This is a genomic window from Tepidiforma sp., from assembly GCF_034433535.1.
Lineage (GTDB): Bacteria > Chloroflexota > Dehalococcoidia > Tepidiformales > Tepidiformaceae > Tepidiforma.
Genome location: NZ_DAOUAO010000153.1, coordinates 1 through 19,234 on the forward strand (window position 1 = coordinate 1; position 19,234 = coordinate 19,234).

17 protein-coding genes are annotated in these 19,234 nt (G+C 69.6%); 8 read left to right on the forward strand and 9 right to left on the reverse strand.

Annotation, left to right across the window (positions count from 1 at the left end):
- On the forward strand, positions 1–942 hold a 942-nt coding region (locus VAE46_RS08295), incomplete at its 5' end, for an alpha/beta hydrolase (protein WP_322796460.1).
- 71 nt (positions 943–1,013) lie between these two features.
- On the opposite strand, the gene VAE46_RS08300 is transcribed toward VAE46_RS08295, so the two are convergent.
- Both VAE46_RS08300 and uvrA read right to left on the reverse strand, forming a co-directional pair.
- Positions 1,014–1,781: a hypothetical protein gene (locus tag VAE46_RS08300; RefSeq protein ID WP_322796461.1), complete on the reverse strand. Its 768-nt coding sequence runs from the start codon at positions 1,779–1,781 to the stop codon at positions 1,014–1,016.
- 187 nt (positions 1,782–1,968) lie between these two features.
- Positions 1,969–5,154, reverse strand: coding sequence for an excinuclease ABC subunit UvrA (uvrA, locus tag VAE46_RS08305; RefSeq protein ID WP_322796462.1), 3,186 nt, complete (start codon positions 5,152–5,154; stop codon positions 1,969–1,971).
- 136 nt (positions 5,155–5,290) lie between these two features.
- Between uvrA and VAE46_RS08310 the strand changes: the two genes are divergently transcribed.
- Positions 5,291–6,556: an SLC13 family permease gene (locus tag VAE46_RS08310; RefSeq protein WP_322796463.1), complete on the forward strand. Its 1,266-nt coding sequence runs from the start codon at positions 5,291–5,293 to the stop codon at positions 6,554–6,556.
- Positions 6,557–6,560: 4 nt separating this feature from the next.
- Here VAE46_RS08310 and VAE46_RS08315 read toward each other — a convergent pair whose 3' ends face one another.
- From VAE46_RS08315 to hisH, 6 genes are read right to left on the reverse strand one after another with little or no spacing between them, the layout of a single operon-like run.
- The gene (locus VAE46_RS08315; protein ID WP_322796464.1) at positions 6,561–7,292 is read right to left on the reverse strand and encodes a RibD family protein; all 732 of its coding nucleotides are present in this window, start codon (positions 7,290–7,292) and stop codon (positions 6,561–6,563) included.
- Between the two features lie 10 nt (positions 7,293–7,302).
- A complete protein-coding gene (locus tag VAE46_RS08320; RefSeq protein ID WP_322796465.1) occupies positions 7,303–7,524 on the reverse strand; it encodes a DUF2905 domain-containing protein in 222 nt (73 codons plus the stop codon).
- A 1-nt stretch (position 7,525) separates the two neighbouring features.
- The gene (gene hisI / locus VAE46_RS08325) at positions 7,526–7,870 is read right to left on the reverse strand and encodes a phosphoribosyl-AMP cyclohydrolase (RefSeq protein WP_322796466.1); all 345 of its coding nucleotides are present in this window, start codon (positions 7,868–7,870) and stop codon (positions 7,526–7,528) included.
- On the reverse strand, positions 7,867–8,655 hold the full coding sequence (gene hisF / locus VAE46_RS08330) for an imidazole glycerol phosphate synthase subunit HisF (protein WP_322796467.1): 789 nt from the start codon (positions 8,653–8,655) through the stop codon (positions 7,867–7,869). The genes hisI and hisF overlap by 4 nt, the downstream gene beginning before the upstream one ends.
- Positions 8,656–8,706: 51 nt before the next feature.
- On the reverse strand, positions 8,707–9,432 hold the full coding sequence (hisA, locus tag VAE46_RS08335) for a 1-(5-phosphoribosyl)-5-[(5-phosphoribosylamino)methylideneamino]imidazole-4-carboxamide isomerase (protein ID WP_322796468.1): 726 nt from the start codon (positions 9,430–9,432) through the stop codon (positions 8,707–8,709).
- Positions 9,429–10,082 carry an imidazole glycerol phosphate synthase subunit HisH gene (gene hisH, locus VAE46_RS08340; protein ID WP_322796469.1) on the reverse strand — a complete coding sequence of 218 codons (654 nt, stop codon included), beginning with the start codon at positions 10,080–10,082 and terminating at the stop codon, positions 9,429–9,431. Before hisH ends, hisA begins: the two co-directional genes overlap by 4 nt.
- A 51-nt stretch (positions 10,083–10,133) precedes the next feature.
- Here hisH and ligA point away from each other — a divergent pair, with 51 nt between their 5' ends.
- The 6 genes from ligA (at position 10,134) to rodA (ending at position 17,863) form a co-directional block, all read left to right on the forward strand.
- Positions 10,134–12,206, forward strand: coding sequence for an NAD-dependent DNA ligase LigA (gene ligA, locus VAE46_RS08345; protein WP_322796470.1), 2,073 nt, complete (start codon positions 10,134–10,136; stop codon positions 12,204–12,206).
- 131 nt (positions 12,207–12,337) lie between these two features.
- Positions 12,338–13,393 (forward strand): rod shape-determining protein, encoded by a 1,056-nt coding sequence (locus VAE46_RS08350; protein ID WP_416223956.1) that lies wholly within the window; start codon positions 12,338–12,340, stop codon positions 13,391–13,393.
- Positions 13,394–13,420: 27 nt separating this feature from the next.
- Positions 13,421–14,254, forward strand: coding sequence for a rod shape-determining protein MreC (gene mreC, locus VAE46_RS08355; protein ID WP_322796472.1), 834 nt, complete (start codon positions 13,421–13,423; stop codon positions 14,252–14,254).
- The gene (locus tag VAE46_RS08360) at positions 14,251–14,775 is read left to right on the forward strand and encodes a hypothetical protein (protein ID WP_322796473.1); all 525 of its coding nucleotides are present in this window, start codon (positions 14,251–14,253) and stop codon (positions 14,773–14,775) included. Before mreC ends, VAE46_RS08360 begins: the two co-directional genes overlap by 4 nt.
- A 62-nt stretch (positions 14,776–14,837) precedes the next feature.
- Entirely contained in the window at positions 14,838–16,700 is a 1,863-nt protein-coding gene (gene mrdA, locus VAE46_RS08365) for a penicillin-binding protein 2 (RefSeq protein ID WP_322796474.1), read from the forward strand.
- Positions 16,697–17,863 (forward strand): rod shape-determining protein RodA, encoded by a 1,167-nt coding sequence (rodA, locus tag VAE46_RS08370; protein ID WP_322796475.1) that lies wholly within the window; start codon positions 16,697–16,699, stop codon positions 17,861–17,863. The genes mrdA and rodA overlap by 4 nt, the downstream gene beginning before the upstream one ends.
- Here the strand turns inward: rodA and radA are convergent.
- Positions 17,786–19,216, reverse strand: a complete 1,431-nt coding sequence (gene radA, locus VAE46_RS08375) for a DNA repair protein RadA (RefSeq protein ID WP_322796476.1) — start codon at positions 19,214–19,216, stop codon at positions 17,786–17,788. The two genes, rodA and radA, sit on opposite strands and share 78 nt — an antisense overlap.
- Positions 19,217–19,234 lie beyond the last annotated feature (18 nt).

Sequence of the window (19,234 nt, forward strand, 5' to 3'; positions counted from 1 at the left end):
GGGGGCGAAGGAATGAGCGAGGAGCTGCGGGCGGACCGGTTTCGGGTCAAGGCGGCGGCACCGCGGGGGTTTCGGCAGGTGTTCGTGCGGGAGGGGGTCGGCGGGGTGCCGCTGCTGCTGGTGCACGGCTGGCCTGAGACCAAACGCATCTGGTGGCGGAACATTGGGGTGCTGGCGGATGCGGGGTTCGAGGTGATCGCGCCGGACCTGCGCGGGTTCGGCGATTCGGACGTGGGGGCGGGTGGGTTCCATGATGTGCCCTCGCACAGCCGGGACCTGTATGCGCTGGCACACGACGTGCTGGGGCACGAGCGGGTGGTCGCGGTCGGGGGAGACCTCGGCGGGCCGGTGATCCAGGACCTTTCGCTGCGCTACCCGGGCTTCGTGGAACGGATGGTGCTCTTCAATTCGCCGCTGCCGTACGACCGGGAGCTGATGGCCGGGCTGCGGACCCGGTCGGCGCGGGAGGCGATGGACTACTACATCCGGCAGGGCACGGATGCCGACGCCCTTGCGGCCGAGCTGGCGACGCCGGAGCAGCGGGAGCGGTACATCGCCACCTTCTACACGTCGCGGTTCTGGGCACACCCGGGGGCGTTCACGCCGGAGGAGGTGGCGTTCATGGCCGAACCGTTCCGGGACGGTGCCCGGCTGCGGGCGAGCTTTGGCGCGTACGAAGCCTCGTTCAGCGAGGCTGCGCGAAGCGAGCCTTCAGCCATGGCGGCGCCGAATCCGACGCCAACGCTGATCCTGTTCGGACCATCCGACCACGTGATCTACCCGGACTTCGACCTGATGGCTGCACGGGTGTTCCCAAACCACATCGGGCCGTTCCTGTTGCGCGATTGCGGGCACTTTGTGCAGTGGGAGGCCGCGCATGCGCTGAATTCGGCGGTGATTGCGTGGTGCGGCGACCTGCTGGCAGCCCGGCGGGCGAGGTGATCGTAAGCAGGCCAGCGCACCGGAGGCACGGCACCCCGGCGGCCCGGCGGACGCGGCCCGGCGGACAGGGCCTACCACTCCCCCCGCAGGATGTACTCACTGACTTCGAGCAAAAGACCAATGGGCGCATTGCCCTGGATGACGGTGATGATGCCGTCCCGGTACGTGACCACAGCCGCAGTGCCAGCCCCGTGATCAGGCAGGATCGGTACCGCAACGGCCGCCGGGCCGCCAGCAATCTCCATCTCACGCACGCGGGGCGCGGGCAACAGCATCGAGACGACCGGGAGCCCGCCCCGGGGCTCAACCCTCGTCCGTGAGACCGACAACGACCCCCCATAGCGGCCGACCTCTGAGTAGGCCCCAAACGCATAGTCCACGACCACTCCGAGTGGCAGGCCGTCACCCTCGCAGATGACCACCTGGCTGAACCCAACGGCCCTGAACGCCGGCATCGGGAGCGTCAGGGGCAGTTCGAGCGGCGACCCGCTCGCCTCCTCCAGCGTGCCCCAGCGCGTCTTCGAACATTTCGGGAGCTGGTCCACCCCCGCATCGGCATCCGGCCCGATGCGCAGCCCGGCAATGACGCCATCGAACAGCGGCAGTTCCCGGTCCCTGTCCCGGTACGGGATGGCCCCGAATGGCTGAGTCGTATCCGGATTGAGACTGAGGCCGGTGCAGGGGTCCACCTCCGGCGCGGCGGGCGTCGCTGTGGCACCGGGACTCGTTGCGGCACCGGGCGTGGGCGTGCTGGCCGCAGCGGCCGGCGGGGCCCCGTCGCCCCCGCCGAGCTCCCGCCCGATCGCGAAGCTGATGGATTCCAGGAGCACAACGACCACCACCGCCCCCGCTATCCGCTGGAGATGGCGTTTTTTTCATCATGCCAGTCATTCGAAAATATGATATGGCGTGACGCCAGCACATGCCGGAGGGTCAGGCCGCCTTCCCCGGCCCCACCAGATGCAACACACTCCGGGCCGGCAGGGTTCGCGAGCGGGAGGGGGCGGCTGACAGGGCAGCGGCGGGTCAGCGGGGGCGGCGCCGGCCCCGCTGTTCGCGGGGCTCGCGATCACCGGCCGCCTGGGGGCGGGGAGGGGGAGTGACGTGGTCAGTCCGGCCGCCGGGGGATGCAGCGCCCGCGGCTTCGCGGGCTGCGCGTGCGGTGATGCGTCCGGCCGCAGCAGCTGCGCTTTCCGCGACGGCCGCCGCACCATCGCGCCCGTTGGGCGAGGGCTCGACCGGGGCGGCCGGGGAGCGGCCGGCCTTCGTGCGCATCCGGCGGGCGCGGGCCTGCCCGGCCGCGGCCTCTGGCGCGCCGAGGGTGCCCGCGGCCTCGAGAATAGGCCGGAGGTAGCGGCCGGTGTGGCTGGCTTCGTTGCCGGCGACCTGCTCTGGTGTGCCGACGGCAACGACCTGGCCGCCGCGGTCGCCGCCGAGCGGGCCGAGGTCGATGAGGTAGTCGGCGGTTTTGATGACATCGAGGTGGTGTTCGATGACGACGACGGTGTTGCCGGCATCAACGAGGCGGTTGAGGACGTTGAGGAGGTGGTGGACGTCCTGGAAGCTCAGGCCGGTGGTCGGTTCATCGAGGACGTACAGGGTGCGGCCGGTTGAGCGGCGGGAGAGCTCGCTGGCGAGTTTGATGCGCTGGGCCTCGCCGCCGGAGAGCGTGGTGGCGGGCTGGCCGATCTTCATGTAGCCGAGGCCGGTGGCTTCGAGGGTATCGAGGATACGCTTGATGCGGGGGAAGCGTTCGAAGAATTCGACCGCCTCGGAGACGGTCATATCGAGGACTTCGGCGATGTTTTTGCCGCGGAAGGTGATTTCGAGCGCCTCGCGGTTGTAGCGCCTGCCGTGGCAGACCTCGCAGGGGACGGTGACATCGGGGAGGAACTGCATTTCGACGACCTTGTAGCCGTCGCCGGCGCACTCCTCGCAGCGGCCGCCCTTGACGTTGAAGGAGAAACGGCCGGCCTTGTAGCCGCGGGCGCGGGCCTCGGGGACGGTGGCGAAGAGTTCGCGGATGAGGGTGAAGGCCCCCGTGTACGTGGCGGGGTTGGAGCGCGGTGTCCGGCCGATGGGGGACTGGTCGATGTCGACGATCTTGTCGAGGTGGCCGAGGCCCTCGATGGTGTCGTGGGCGCCGGGGCGGGTGCGTGCGCCGTGGAGGACCTGGGCGGCCTTGCGCACGAGGATATCGGTGACGAGCGACGACTTTCCGGAGCCGGAGACGCCCGTGACCGCGACGAAGCAGCCGAGGGGGATATCGACGGTAACGTTGCGAAGATTGTTTTCGCGGGCGCCGACGATGCGGAGGACCTTGCCGTTGCCGGACCGCCGGGTGCGGGGCACCGGGATTTCGCGGCGGCCCGAGAGGTATGCGCCGGTGATGCTCTCCGGGTGGGCCATGACCGCTTCGGGCGGACCTTCCGCGACGACCCTGCCGCCGTGGATGCCGGCGCCGGGACCCATGTCGATGATCCAGTCGGCGGCGCGCATCATGGCTTCGTCGTGCTCGACGATAATGACGGTGTTGCCAAGGTCGCGGAGGCGCTGGAGTGTGCGGATGAGGCGGTCTCCATCGACGGGGTGGAGGCCGATGGACGGTTCGTCGCAGATGTAGAGAACGCCCATGAGGGCGGACCCGATCTGGGTGGCGAGGCGGATGCGCTGGGATTCGCCGCCCGAGAGGGTGCCGGAGACGCGGTCGAGGGTGAGGTAGTCGAGCCCGACATCGACGAGGAATTCGAGGCGGGAACGGATCTCCTTGAGGACCTGGACGGCGATAGCCTGTTCGCGGGCGTTGAGCGGGGTCCCCGGCCCGGAGAGGCGGTCGAACCAGGCGCGCGCCTGGGCGATGCTCATGGCGGTGACTTCGGTGATGGGCAGGCCATCGATGAGGACGGCAAGGGCCTCGGGACGGAGGCGCTTGCCCTTGCAGGCCGGGCAGGGAATCGCGCCCATGTACTTCTCGATGTCGGCGCGAACGTAATCGGAGTCGGTCTCTTTGTAGCGGCGCTGGAGGTTGGGGATGACCCCTTCGTAGCGGGTGTCGTAGACCTGGGTGCGGCCGTACTGGTTGGTGAAGCGGAGGCGAAGGAGGCGGTCGCCGGTGCCGTAGAGGAGGGCGCGGCGCTGGGCTTCGGTGAGTTGGTTGATGGGGGTGTGGATCGTGAAGCCCTGGTCCTCGGCGACGGCTTCGAGCTGGCGAAGGTACCAGCCGGCGATGCTGGGCGATTTCGACCAGGGCTCGACGGCGCCCTCGGCGATGGATTTCGAGGGGTCGGGGATGACGAGGTCGGGATCGATTTGCATTTCGACGCCGAGCCCGGTGCAGGTGGGGCAGGCACCGTGGGGGCTGTTGAAGGAGAAGGTGCGCGGCTCGATTTCGCCGATGGAGGTGCCGTCGTAGGGGCAGGCGAAGTGCTCGGAGAAGAGGCGCTCGGCGGGGGGCTCAGGTGCGCCCGGTGGGGCCCCGCCGGCGTAGGCGACGATGGCCACCCCCTGGCCGACCTTCAGGGCCTGCTCGACGGAATCGGCGATGCGGCTGGAGGCGGCAGGGTCGGCGCCAGGCTCGGGGACGACGAGGCGGTCGACGACGACATCGATGTCGTGGCGGCGGTTCTTGTCGAGAGACGGGAGCTCGTCGAGGTCGTAGACCTGGCCATCGACGCGCACACGGACGAAGCCGGCGCGGCGGGCCTCATCGAAGATACCGGCGTGTTCGCCCTTTTTCGCGCGGGTGACCGGGGCGAGGAGGAGGAGACGGGAGCCCTGGGGGTAGGCGAGGGTGGCGTCGACGATCTGCTGGACGGTCTGGCGTTCGATTGGGCGCCCGCAGGCGGGGCAGTGAGGGCGGCCTGCGCGGGCCCAGAGGAGGCGCATGTAGTCGTAGATTTCGGTGACGGTGCCGACGGTTGAGCGGGGGTTGTTGGAGGTGGATTTCTGGTCGATGGAGATGGCCGGGGAAAGGCCGTCGATGTGGTCGACATCGGGCTTTTCCATGAGCCCGAGGAACTGGCGGGCGTAGGCGGAGAGGGATTCGACGTAGCGGCGCTGGCCCTCGGCGTAGATGGTGTCGAAGGCCAGGGAGGATTTGCCGGAGCCGGAGAGGCCGGTAATGACGACGAGGCGGTCGCGGGGGATGCGGACGTCGATGTTTTTGAGGTTGTGCTCGCGAGCGCCGCGGACAACGATGTGGTCGAGGGGCATGGGGGCCCTTTCGGGGGAAGCGTTGGGGCGGGCCGGGGCCCGCAGATCGAGTGTAGCGCCGGCACAGGGAGTCGGCAGCGAGCAGTGTAGCAGGTCACGAACGTTTGTTCGCCGAATCCGGGGGTATCACGCAAGCGTGCCTGGGCAGATGCTACGCGGCGTGCAGGCCTGGCTGCTGGCGCTGGTGCTGGCCGGGACCATCGGGGCGCTCTACCTGCGGCCGTGGGGCGCGAAGGACTGGCAGGTGGCGCTGGCCGGGGGTGCGGCAGCGTGGGTGCTTGGACCGCTCGGCCTGCGGGGCGGGATCGAGGTGGCGGCGGAGTCGGCCAACATCGCGGCGTTCTTTTTCGGTCTGATGCTGGTGGCGGCGGGCGCGGAGGCGGCCGGGCTCTACGCCCGGGTGGCACTGCTGCTGGGGAGGGTACGGGGTGGCCGTGGACGGGTGGCTGTGGTGCTCGGGCTGGGGACGCTGATCACGGCTGTGCTTTCGAACGATGCGACGCCGCTGGTGCTGACTCCGGCGATCTTCGTGGCGGGGGCGGCGACCGCCAGGGCGACCACCGACGCCGCATTCGCCGCGACCTTCGCCGCCGACGGCGCGAGCCTGCTGCTGCCGGTGAGCAACCCGGTCAACCTGCTGTACTACGAGCGGTTCGAGCCGGGGTTCGACGGGTACCTGCGAACGGTGACGCCTGCAGCGCTGGCAGGAATTGCGGCGATGGCGGTTGTTACATGGCTGCGAACCCCGCGGGAACGGGCCGCGCCCGAAGAGGCCCGGCACCTGGCGCTGGAGCGGCCGGCCTGGCCGGCGATGCTGGCTGCAGGGCTGCTCGCGGTCGGGTACGTCGTCGCGGGGATGCGCGGGTGGCCGCTGGGGGCGGTGACGGTCGCCGGGGGGTTGGCGATGGGCGTGGCGGCGCGTGCCGGGGGCCCCATCGACGCGCGGCGCTACCGGGCGCACATCGCCCCGGGGGTGCTGGTTTTCGTGGCCAGCCTGATGGTGCTGGCCGAAAGCGTGGTCCAGGCCGGATCGCTGGACTGGCTGGGCGGGCTGCTGGGATGGCTCGAGGAACAGCCGACAGCGCTGACGATCGCCGGGGCGGCCGTGGCTGCTGCGGTGCTGTCGAATCTTGTGAACAACTGGCCTGCCGCGCTGCTGCTCGCGGCGACCATCGGCGCCCGGCCAGGCGAGCACGAGGCGCTGGTGGTGGGCGTGCTGATCGGGTGGGCCAGCGGGGCGAACTTCACGATGGTCGCGTCGCTGATCACGGTGTTCTGGGTGAGCGTGGCCCGGCAGCACGGGGCGAGCTACGGCGCCTTGCGGTATGCGCGGCGGGCGTTCCTGCCGACGCTGGCAGGGATGGCGGCGGCGGTGCTCGCTGCGTCGATGGTGGTGGGCTGACGGGTCAGCGGCGGACGCGGTAGCGGCAATAGAGTTCGGCCGTCGTTTCCGAGGGCACGGCCCATGCGAGTTCGAGCTGCTTCATCGTCTCGCGGGTGAAGGCGAGGGGGCCTTCGACCGGGGTAAGCGAATCGCGGCCGGCGATGACCCGCGGGCCGATAGTGATGAACAGCTCATCGACAGCGTCGAGGGCGAAGAGGCCGGCGTTGAGGGTGGGACCGCCTTCGCAGAGGAGAAGCCCGGCACCGAGTTCGTGCCGCATGTGGGCGAGCATGACCGAGAGGCCATCGCGGGCGGGCAGGAGGACGACGGGCCGGCCGGTGGCGTGCACGGCGTCGATGCGCTCCGGCGGTGCAGATTCATCGAGGTAGACAACGGCCTCGAAGTCATTGGCGGTGAAGAAGGCGCGGTCGAGCGGGAGATCCCCGGAAGCCGAGACGGTGGCTGCGATGGGCAGGCGAGGTTTGCCTCGGGCGATGCGGAGCTGTTCGAGGGCGGGGTCGCCGAGGCGGGAGGATGAGCCGCTGACGCGGAGGGTTTCGGCGCCGTTGAGGACGACATCGGCGTGGGTGCGGAGTTCGCGCATGAGGCGCTGGTCGATCGGGGAGCCGATGCCCTGTTCGGTGCCGTCGACAACGACCTTGCCATCGACGGACATGACCATGTTGATGATGACGTAGGGCCGCTCTGCGGGAGCCGCCGGGAATTCGAGGGCGGTGTAATCGGGCTTGGGCATGCGTTCGAGGTTACTGGAATCGGCGGAAGATGGCCCCGAGGAGCGAAAGGACCACGGAAAGGAGGAGCATGGTGGTGACGGGGATGTAGATGCGAGTTGAGCCTGTTTCGATGCGGATATCGCCGGGGAGGCGGCCGAACCAGCTGAAGGGGCCAAGGGAGATGAGGCCACCGATAACGACGAGAGCGATGCCCAGGGCTGCGACGAGGATGCCGAGGCTGCGGGGGTCCATGTCAGGCGGGGGGCAGGTCGGTGGCGGGGTCGAGCGGACGGTAGAAGCAGGTGGAATTGCCGGTATGGCAGGCCGGGCCATCGGGCCTAGCGCGGATGAGCAGCGAGTTGGCCTCGCAGTTCTTGGCGATTGAGACGAGGCGCAGGTAGTTGCCGCTGGTTTCGCCTTTGACCCAGAGCTGGCCGCGGGAGCGGGAGAAGAAGGTGACGAGCCCGGTCTGGAGGGTGCGCTCGAGCGCCTCGCGGTTCATAAATGCGAGGATGAGCACCTCGCCCGTCTCGGCATGCTGGACGACGGCCGGCAGGAGTCCATCGGGGCCGAAGGCGAGGACCTCGGCTTCGCTCACGGCGCAGGCTCCGGTTCGGGGACGGGCCGCACGGGGATGCCGCGGGCCGCGAGGGCTTCCTTCACCTGGCGGACGGTGTACGTCCCGAAGTGGAAGATGCTGGCGGCGAGGACGGCATCAGCGCGGCCTTCGGTGAGGGCTGCGGCCATGTGCTCGGGAGAGCCGGCACCGCCCGAGGCGATCACCGGGACGGAGACGGCATCGCTGATGGCGCGGAGGAGGGCGATGTCGTAGCCCTGCTGGTGGCCATCGGTGTCCATGCTGGTGACGAGCAGCTCGCCGGCGCCGCGGCGGACGACCTCGGCGGCCCATTCGACGGCATCGAAGCCGGTGGGAATGCGGCCGCCGTGGGAGTAGACCTCCCAGCGGCCGGGGGCATCTTCCACCCTGCGGGCGTCGATGGCGACGACGATGCACTGGCTGCCGAAGCGGTCGGCGCCGCGGGCGACGAGGTCCGGGTCCTGGATGGCGGCGGTGTTGATGCTGACCTTTTCGGCGCCGAGCTCGAGCATGATCTTCATGTCGGCCGGGGTGCGGATGCCGCCACCGACGGTGAAGGGGATGAAGACTTGCTCGGCGGTGGCGGCGACCATGTCGTAGGTGGTGGTCCGGTCCTCGGCGGAGGCGGTGATATCGAGGAAGACGAGCTCATCGGCGCCGGCCTCTTCGTAGGCGCGGGCGAGCTGGACGGGGTCGCCGGCGTCGCGCAGCTGGACGAAGGAGACGCCTTTGACGACGCGGCCGCGGTCGACATCGAAGCAGGGAATGATCCTGCGGGTGAGCATGGTTCGATTGTGGGGCGCGCGGGGGTGGATGTCGATGCGGATTTGCTGCGGCTACACCGTAGCCACAGCAGCCAGGGCCTCTGGCAGGGTAAAGCGGCGCTCGTAGAGCGAGGTGCCGACGATGGCGCCCTCACAGCCGATGGCGGCGAGCTGGCGGAGGTGGTCGAGCGTGGCGATGCCGCCGGAGGCGACGACCGGGCAGGAGACGGCGGCCAGGAGGTCGCGGTAAGCTTGGAAGTTGGGTTCGGAGAGGGTGCCATCGCGGGAGATGTCGGTGAACATGATGCGGGCGACGCCGGCGGCGTCGAGGTCGCGGGCGAGGTCGAGAGCGCGGATGTTGCTACCCTGTAGCCACCCGTCGGTGCGGACGAACCCGTCGCGTGCATCGATGGCGATGACGATGGCCTCGCCGAAGGTGCGGATGGCTTCGCGGGCGACGGCCGGGTCCTTCACGGCGATGGAGCCGAGCTGCACGCGATCGGCGCCGTCGGCGAGGGCCTGCCGGATGGCCTCGAGGGTGCGGATGCCGCCGGAGACCTCGACGGGGATGGAGACGGCGCGGCAGATGGCGCGGATAGCCTCCGTGTTCACGGGTCGTCCCTCGCGGGCGCCGTCGAGGTCCACGACGTGGAGGCGAGGGGCGCCCTGGTCCTGCCAGAGTTGGGCGGTAGCGGCGGGGTCATCGCTGTAGGCGGTTTCGCGGGCGTAATCGCCCTGGTGGAGGCGCACGCAGCGGCCGCCGCGGAGGTCGATGGCGGGGATGACTGCGAAACTCACGGCGCGGCAGCGGCAGCGGGGACCGGGACGCCTTCGCGGGCCCAGCGGACGAAGTTGGCGTAGAAGCGGAGGCCATCGCGGCCGCTCTTCTCGGGGTGGCACTGCGTGGCTACAAGGTAGCCACGGGCGAGCACCGAGGGGAAGCGGAGGCCGTACTCGGTTTCACCCAGGACCAGCGACGGGTCCGGCGTGGTCGGGTGGTAGGAGTGGACGAAGTAGAAGTAGGAGCCGGAGGGAATGCCTTCGGTGACGGGGTGGGGGTAGCGCCAGTCGATGGTGTTCCAGCCCATGTGGGGGATTTTCAGGCCCGGCAGGGCAGGGAAGCGGCGCACGACGCCAGGGAGGATGCCGAGGCAGGGCTGGTCGCCTTCTTCGGAGCGTTCGAGGAGGGCCTGGAGGCCCATGCAGACGCCGAGGAAAGGGCGGTCGGCGGCGATGTACTCGCGGATGGGCTCGATGAGGCCGCGCTCGCGGAGGTTGCGCATCGTATCGGCGGCAGCGCCGACCCCGGGGAGCACCAGCGCGCCGGCTTCCGCGATCTCGGCGGGGTCGGCGCTCACGCGCGGGCTCGCGCCGACGTGGTCGAGCGCGCGGGCGACGCTGCGCAGGTTGCCGGCGTCGTAATCGATGACGATGACGCGGTCGCGCATGTGACGAGTGTAGCACGGGGGCTGCGACCGCCGGGGGTATACTTTCGGGCCATGCGCGACGTGCCGAAGACCCAGTACGAGGCGCGGCTCCGGAGCGAAGAGCTGCGCTCGCTCATCAACTATCACAACCGTCTCTACTACGAGCTGAACCAGCCGGAGATTTCTGACGAGGTCTACGACGACCTGATGAACGAGCTCCGGGCGATCGAGGCGGCCTACCCGGAGCTGATTACGCCGGATTCGCCGACCCAGCGGGTGGGCGGTGCGCCGCTGCCGACCTTCGAGGTGGTGGAGCACCGAGTGCCGCTGCTGAGCCTTTCGAACTGCTTCAGCGAAGAGGAGCTGCGGGCGTGGCACCGCCGGGCAGCGGAGCGGCTGGGAACGGACCCGGGAGCGCTCGTTTCGGAGCCGAAAATCGACGGGCTGGCGATCGCGCTGGTGTACGAGCGGGGGCTGTTCGTGCAGGGAGCCACGCGCGGCGACGGGTACCGCGGCGAGAACGTGACCGAGAACCTGAAGACGATCCCGACGATTCCGAAGCGGCTGCAGGGGAGCTTCCCGGAACGGTTCGAAGTACGCGGCGAGGTGTACATGCCCCGCAGCGGCTTCGAGGAGATGAACGCGGCCATCGGCGAGGAGAACCTGCGCCGCGAACGGGAGGGGAAGCGGCCGCTGCCGCTCTACGCGAACCCGCGGAATGCCGCGGCCGGCTCGGTGCGGCAGAAGGACGCGGCGGTCACCGCTTCGCGGCCGCTGGCGATGTTCGTGTACCAGCTCGGGTGGTGCGAGGGGAGCCACCCGACCTCGCAGTTCGAGGTGCTGGCGTGGCTGCGCGAGATGGGGTTCACCGTGAACCCAGAGGCCCGGCGCCATCCCGGGCTGGACGACGTGCTGCCGCGAATTGCCTGGTGGGAGAAAGAGCGGGAGCGGCTGGACTACGACATCGACGGGGTGGTCCTGAAGCTGGACGACATGACGGCCTGGGACCGGCTGGGGGCCGTGGGCCGCGAGCCGCGCTGGGCCACAGCGTTCAAGTTCCCGCCGCAGCAGCGAACGACCCGGCTGCTCGATATCCAGGTGAACGTGGGGCGAACCGGGGTGCTGACGCCGTTCGCGGTGCTGGAGCCGGTGGTCGTCGGCGGGGCGCGGGTCTCGCTGGCGACGCTGCATAACGAGGGCGATATCCGGCGGAAGGACATCCGCATCGGCGATACGGTGATCGTGCAGCGGGCCGGGGAGGTGATCCCGCAGGTGGTGGGCCCGGTGGTGCAGCTGCGCACCGGGGAGGAGCGCGAGTTCGAGATGCCGGACCGCTGCCCGGTCTGCGGGACGCCGGTCTCGCGGGACCCGGATGAGGCGGCCGTGTACTGCCCGAACGCCTCGTGCCCGGCGCAGCGGATTCGGCTCATCGAGCATTTCGCCAGCCGGGGTGCGATGGACATCGAAGGCCTGGGCGAAAAGATGGCCGTCGCGCTCTACCAGTCGGGGCTGGTGGAGAACGTGGGCGACCTGTACGACCTGACAAAGGAGCAGCTGCTTTCGCTCCCGAAGGTGAAGGAGAAAACCGCCGAGAACCTGCTGCGGGGCATCGAGGCGAGCAAGAGCCGCCCGCTCCCGAACGTCATCTTTGGGCTGGGCATCCGGCACGTGGGGTTCGAAACGGCACGGCTGCTGGCGGAGCACGTGGGGAGCCTCGATGGGCTGCTGCGCGTGACGGCGGAGGAGCTGCAGCAGATCGAGGGGATCGGGCCGGTGGTGGCCGGGAGCATCGCGGAATGGGTACAGCGGCCTGAGAACCGGGCGCTCGTGGAGCACCTGATTGCCCGCGGCGTCAACCCGCGGTTCGAACGCCCGGCGGCGGGCGCTGGACCGCTGGAGGGCTTGACCATCGTGGTGACCGGGCGGCTGGAGCGGATGAGCCGCGCCGAGGCAGAGGACGCGATCCGGGCGCGCGGCGGGAAGGTGGGGAGCTCGGTCACGAAAGGCACCGACTATTTGGTGGTCGGCGAGGATGCGGGCTCGAAGCTGGCGAAGGCACAGCAGCTTGGGATGAAGCTGCTGACCGAGGAGGAGTTCGAGCGGCTGCTGGAGGGCGGCCCCGCGGCGCTTTCTGCCAGTTTGTAAACGGTCACTGAGGTTTTCGAAACGGTAAAAGCGGCCCGTTCGCCGGGTGGGGTCATGGCCGGTATACTGGAGCAGCCCACCTTTGCCGCGGTTTTTCGCGGTCGGCCCCGGACAGGTACCCGCCCTTGTCGATTCTGAGCGCGCTCGGTTCGCTGTTTGGTTTTCTTTCGCACGACATCGCCATCGACCTTGGGACGGCGAACACGCTGGTTGCAGTGCGCGGGCGCGGCATCGTCATCGATGAGCCCTCAGTCGTGGCGATCGACCGGACGACGAAGAAGATTCTTGCGATCGGGGCGGAGGCGAAGCGGATGGTGGGGCGGACACCGGCGAACATCGTGGCGGTACGGCCGCTCCGGGACGGGGTGATCTCGGACTTCGAAGTCACCGAAAAGATGCTGAGCTACTTCATCCGGGCCGTGCACGAGCGGAGCTTCCTGGCGCAGCCGCGGGTGGTGGTCGGCATCCCGAGCGGGGTGACGGAGGTGGAGAAGCGGGCGGTGCACGATGCGGCGCTGAACGCGGGCGCGCGGGCGTGTTACCTGATCGAGGAGCCGATGGCGGCGGCGATCGGCGCGGGCCTGCCGGTGATGGAGGCAGCCGGGTGCATGATCGTCGACATCGGCGGCGGGACGACGGAGGTGGCGGTCATCTCGCTCGGGGGCATGGTGGTCAGTACCTCGGTGCGGGTGGCCGGGGACGAGATGGACCAGGACATCATCGCGTATGCGCGCCAGGTGCATAACCTGCTCATCGGGGAGCGGACGGCGGAGGAGATCAAGAAGCTGGCCGGTTCGGCGGCGCCGCTGGAGCCGGAAGAGACGATCGAGATCCGCGGGCGGGACCTGGCCACCGGTCTGCCCAAATCGGTCGAGGTGAGCACGGTCGAAATTCGCGACGCGCTGGCGGGTTCGATCAGCGCGATCGTGGAGGCGGTGCGCTCGTCAATCGAAGTCACGCCGCCGGAGCTCGTGAGCGACCTGATGGCGCACGGGATCGCGCTGGCCGGCGGCGGTGCGCTGCTGCGGGGGCTCGACCGGCGGCTTTCGCAGGAGACACGCTTCCCGGTGTACGTGGCGGAGGACCCGCTGCTCTGCGTGGTGCGGGGGGCCGGGGAGGTGCTGGAGGAGCCGGCGATCCTGGAGAAGGTGCAATCTCAGCTGGTCTCGCGACGGCCTGGGCGGTAGCATCGGGGTGCGCCTCGAGGGACGGCCATGCTGATCCTCAACCGGTATTCGTGGTGGGCGGGGGTGATGGTGGGCCTGGCGATCCTGCTGGGAATCCTGGGCCAGGTGGGCGTGCTGGGGCCGGTTCAGGGCGTGTTTTTGCGGGCTACGGCCCCGCTGGAGGCGCTGCTGAACGGCGTGTTCCGGCCGGTGGCAACCATCCTTTCGAACTTCAGCGAGATCGATGAACTGCAGGACGAAAACGCGCGCCTGCGGGTGGAGAACGAAGACCTGCGCAACCAGCTGGCCCAGCGGCAACAGGACGCCCAGCGGATTCGCGAGCTGGAGGCGGCGCTAGGGCTGGCTCAGGGCGACACCTCGCAGCAGCGCCTGGCGGCCAACGTGGTGCACCGCGACAGCTCGCCGTTCACCTCGGTAATTACCATCGATCGCGGCTCGAACGACGGGGTAGTGAAGGGGATGGTGGTGACCTCGACGCAGGGGTCGCTGATGGGCACCGTGACCCGCGTCACCCCGACGCGTTCGTTTGTGCGGCTGATTACGGACACCCGCAGCGCCGTGCGGGCCACGGTGCTGGGGGCTGAGGGGGCGGACGGCATCCTGCGGGGGAACCCGGGACGGACGCTGACGCTCGACCTGGCGCAGGGGGCGATCCAGGTCGGGGATACGCTGGTGACCGCGGGCCTCGGGGGAAGCTTCCCGTACGGGATTCCGATTGGAATTGTTTCGGCCGTCGAGGGTTCGGCGCAGGACCTGTTTCCGAAGGTGCGGGTGGAGCCGCTGACGCGGCTGGAGACGGCGACGACGGTGCTGGTGCTGCTGAGCTTCGTGCCCGAAGCGCTGGACACGGAGGCCCCGTGAAAGGGCTCGCGCTGGCGGCGCTGGTGGTGACAGCGGCCGTGGCGCAGGTGACCGTTGCGCCGCTGTTCCCGGTGCGGGGGGCGGTCCCGGAGCTGGTGGTGCTGACCCTGGCGATGATTGGGACGTTCGCGGGCCCCCGGGCGGCGATGGTGCTGACGCCGGCGGCGGCGCTGGCTGCCGGGTTCCTTTCGGACCGGGACGCGGGGCTGCTGCTGGTGGCGTATCTGCCGCTGCTGCCGCTGGGGGCGTGGCTGGAGGACGCGCCGCTGCCGCTTGCGGCGGGCGTTCGGTCCTGGCTGACCGTCCTGGGGGCGGGGGTTGCGTACCGTGTGGTGCTGGCGGCGGCTGCGATGCTCACCGGCGCGCGGGTAATGGTGGGGCCGCTGGTATGGGATGTCGTGTTCCCGGGACTGTTGGTTGACAGTCTTTTCTTTTCGTTGTGCTACATCCCGCTGCGGCTCGTAGGATGGTCGGGGGGCGGGCTGAAACTCTCGAGGGGGCGCTACGTCAGCGGCCTATGAGTCTGCTTGAAGAGGGCTTCCGTACACCGGCCGGGCCGAGCAGGAACCGTCCCCACGGGAACGTGGCCATCCTGCGGGCGCTGGTGCTGCTGCTCTTCGCGGTGCTGACGGTGCGGCTGGTGGACATGCAGATCCTGCGGGGCGAGGAGTTCGCGCAGCGGTCGCGGGAGAACCACATCGTCCGCAACAACATCCTGCCCACGCGGGGCCTGATCACGGACCGCAACGGGGAGCCGCTGGTGCGGAACGTGGGCGTGTACTCGGCGTCGGTGCTGCCGGAGCTGCTGCCGGCATCGCAGGAAGCCCGCTACCGCATCTACCTGCGGCTGCAGGAGCTCATCGGAGTTTCGCCGCTGGAGGTGCAGACGCTGGTCGACGAGGCGCTGGCGGCAGGGAGGGGGTACATCGCCATCCGGGTGGCGACGAACCTGCCGCGGGAGCAGGCGCTGGCGCTCGAAGAGGCGGCGGTGAGCCTCCCGGGCGTGAGCCTCGAGGTGACGCCCGGGCGCGAGTACATCGGCGGGCCGTCGTTTTCGCACCTGCTGGGCTACATCGGGCCGCAAACGGCCGAGGAAGCGCAGGTGCTGCGGGAGAAGGGGTACCAGCTGAACGAACCGGTGGGGAAGGATGGCATCGAAGCGTGGTACGAGGCCGACCTCCGGGGCCAGATCGGCTACACGGCGGCGGAGCAGGACGCGCAGGGCCGGCTGATCAACATGCTGGGCCAGCAGGACCCGGTCCCGGGCAACACGGTGCGGCTGAACATCGACGCGGGCCTGCAGCAGTACGTGGCCGACCTGCTCGAGCGTTCGATGCCGGACAACGGGACGGGCTGGGGCGACGCGAAGCAGGCCGCGGCAGTGGTGATGGACGCGAACACCGGGGCCATCCTCTCGATGGTCTCGATCCCGACCTACGACAACAACATCTACGCGGATTCGCAGCGGCGGGCGGAGGAGCTGGCGCGCATCCAGAACGACACCGAGACGTACACGCTGCTGAACAAGGCCCTGAGCGCGGCGGCACCTGGTTCGACCTTCAAGCTGGTGACCGCGACCGCTGGCCTGGCCGAGGGGAGCATCACGCCCTCCACGAGCTTTTATGTCGGGTGCAGCCTGGATGTGAAGGGCGAGAACAACGTCATCTACAACTATCCCGACTGGCGGTGTCACAACCAGGTGATGGACGTGCGGTCGGCGATTGCGTGGTCGTCGAACGTCTTTTTCTTCCTCACGGCCGGAGGCGACCTGGAGAAGCAGCGCGGGCTGGGGAAGGATATCGAGACCTCCGGTGCGGTGCTGGCGGCGTGGGCCCGGAAGTTCGGGTTCGGCAAGCCGACGGGGATCGACCTGTTCGGGGAGGGGGCGGGGCGCGTGCCTGACCCGCAGTGGAAGCGCCGGACGAAGGTGGGCGAGGGGTTCGCGCCGGGGGAGAACGAGTGGTTCCTCGGCGATACGTACAACTCGGCGATCGGGCAGGGCGATGTGCTGGCCACGCCGCTCCAGATCGCGCGGATGACGGCGGCGATCGCGAACGGGGGCACACTGCCAGTACCGCACGTGGCCGATGCAATCATTGCGCCGGACGGCCGGGTCGTGCGCACCATCTCGCCGCAGGCCGAGAAGGTCGACGTGGACCCGCGCTGGCTGCAGGTGGTGCGGGAGGGGATGCTGGCGTCGGTCCAATACGGGGCCGGTCAGCGGGCAGCGAGCTCGCGGACGACGGTGGCCGGGAAAACGGGCACCGCGGAGTTCTTCAAACCGGACGGGACGAAGTCGCAGCACGCGTGGTTTACGGGTTTCGCGCCCTACGACAACCCGCAGGTGGTGGTGACGGTGTACTTTGACATCGGCGTGGGCGGCGATAAGGCGGCGCCAGTGGCCGGCAAGATCTTCGACTACATCATGGAACAGGGCATCCGATGACGAGCGTGACGCTGGGCAGCGGGTTCGGGAGGGCGCGATCGCGCGGGGCGCTCTGGCGCGGCTGGGACCGGTTCGACACGTGGATGGTCGGGGCGGCGCTGGCGCTGGTCGCGGTTGGGCTCGCGCTGATCCACAGCGGGTCCCGGCCGTGGTACGACGGGCCGATCGCGAGCCTATCGAGCCCGGTGGCGCGGCAGGCGGTGTACGCGGCGATCGGGGTGGCGGTGATGCTGGCCGTTTCGCGGGCCGATTACCACCGGTTCACGCACTATGCGTGGCTGCTGTACGGGCTCTCGATCCTGGCGCTGCTGGCGCTGTTCGCAGTCGGAAGCACGACCTTCGGCTCGACCCGCTGGTTCGAGCTCGGCCCCGTGCAGGTGCAGCCCTCGGAGTTTGCGAAGCTGGCGGCGATCCTGTTGCTGGCCCGGTTCTTTTCGGAGCACGGCGGCGATGCGCGGGAACTGCGCTCGCTGCTGCTGTCGCTGGCGATTGTGGCGCCGCTGGCGGGGCTGGTCTTCCTGCAGCCCGACCTGGGGACGAGCATCGTCTTCGGGGCAATCTGGCTGGGGATTGTCGTCATCGCCGGGGCGAACCGGAGCCACCTGCTCGTGATGGCGGGCGTGTTCCTGGCGCTGCTGCCGTTTGTCTGGACGTTCGCCATTGCGGATTACCAGGTGGAGCGCGTAGCGGTGCTGGTGGACCCGTACGAGGACCCGCTCGATTCGGGCTACAACGTCCTGCAGTCGCAAATCGCGCTGGGTTCGGGGCAGCTGTTCGGGAAGGGCTACATGCAGGGCGACCAGACGCAGCTGGAGTACCTGAAGGTTTCGACCAAGGACTTCATTTTCAGCCTGCTCGGGGAGGAGTTCGGGTTCGTGGGGGCGATGGGCATCTTCGCACTCTACATTTTCCTGTTGATGCGATGCATCCGGGCGGTGCAGCTGGCGGGCGACACGACGGGGCAGCTCATCGCGGTGGGCGTGACGATGCTGATCCTGATGCAGACGTTCATCAACGTGGCGGTGAACGTCAGCCTGTTCCCGGTGACGGGCATCCCGCTGCCGTTCGTCAGCCAGGGGGGTTCATCACTGGTGACGCTGTTCGCCTCGCTCGGGCTGCTGCAGAGCGTGGTCATGCGGCACCGCTCGTACCGGCAGATGTGAGAGCCCGACAGCCTCGAGGGCAGTGGCGAGGCTGGCGACGGGCACGAGGCGCACGCCTTCGACCGCGGGCGTGCCGGGCGGGACGATGGCGGTCGAGATGCCGAGCCGGGCGAGTTCGGCGAGGCGCCGGGCGGGCTGGTGGACGGGCCGGACGGCGCCGGAGAGGGCGAGCTCGCCGAGGGCAGCCGTGCCCGGGGGCAGGGGCGCATCGAGGATGGCGGAGGCGAGCGCGAGGGCGATCGGCAGGTCGGCGGAGGTATCGCGCAGGCGAAGGCCGCCGGAGACGCTGGCGACGATATCGAGGCTGGCCGACGGGATGCCGCCGCGGCGGGCAAGGACAGCGAGAAGCAGGTGGAGGCGCGCGGGTTCGATGCCGGCGGCGATGCGGCGCGGGGCGGCGAGCGACGAGGGCACGGCGAGGGCCTGGAGCTCGATGGCGAGCGGCCGGGAGCCCTCGATAAGGGCGGTGATGGCGCAGCCCGAGGCGCCCGGGGCGTGGGGGGCGAGGAGGGCGGCGCTCGGGTTTTCGACGCTCTGGAGGCCGCTGCCGGTCATCTCGAAGAGGCCGATTTCGTCGGTGGCGCCGAATCGGTTCTTGACGGCCCGGAGGAGGCGGATGAGCCCGCCCTTGGCGGTTTCGAAGTAGAGCACGGCATCGACGAGGTGCTCGAGGAGGCGCGGGCCGGCGACCTCGCCGGACTTGGTGACGTGCCCGGTAACGATGGTCGCGATGCCGGTTCCCTTGGCGAAGGCGAGCAGGCGGGCCCCGGCTTCGGCGAGCTGCGCCGGGCCGCCGGCGCGGGATTCGAGACCTTCGACGTAGACGGACTGGATGGAATCGATGACCAGGAGCGACACGCCCGCTGCCTCGGCGGCGGCGAGGGCTGCGTCGAGCGCGGGTTCGCTGATGAGCTGGACGGGCGCGCCGGCAAGCCGAAGCCGCTCGGCGCGCATCCGCACCTGGCGCGGGGACTCCTCGCCGCAGAGGTAAGCGACCGGCTGGCCGGCGGCCGTCAGGCGGGCTGCCGCCTGGAGCATGAGGGTGGATTTGCCGATGCCGGGGTCGCCGCCGACCAGGACGAGGGAGCCGGGGACGATGCCGCCGCCGAGGACGCGGTCGAACTCGGGGATGCCGGTGGGCAGCCGGGCTGAGGTATCGGCGTCGACGTGGTCGAGGCGGAGGACGGCGGCCGGAGCAGCCGGGTGCGCGCGGGCGCGACCCGGGGAGGCCGGGGGAGCGGAGGAGAAGGGTTCGAGGGTGTTCCAGGCCTGGCAGCCCGCGCAGCGGCCGACATAGGCGACGGTGGTCCAGCCGCATTCGCGGCAGCGGTACCCGCGCTCGGTGCGTGGCATGCGGGGCAGTATAGGCTT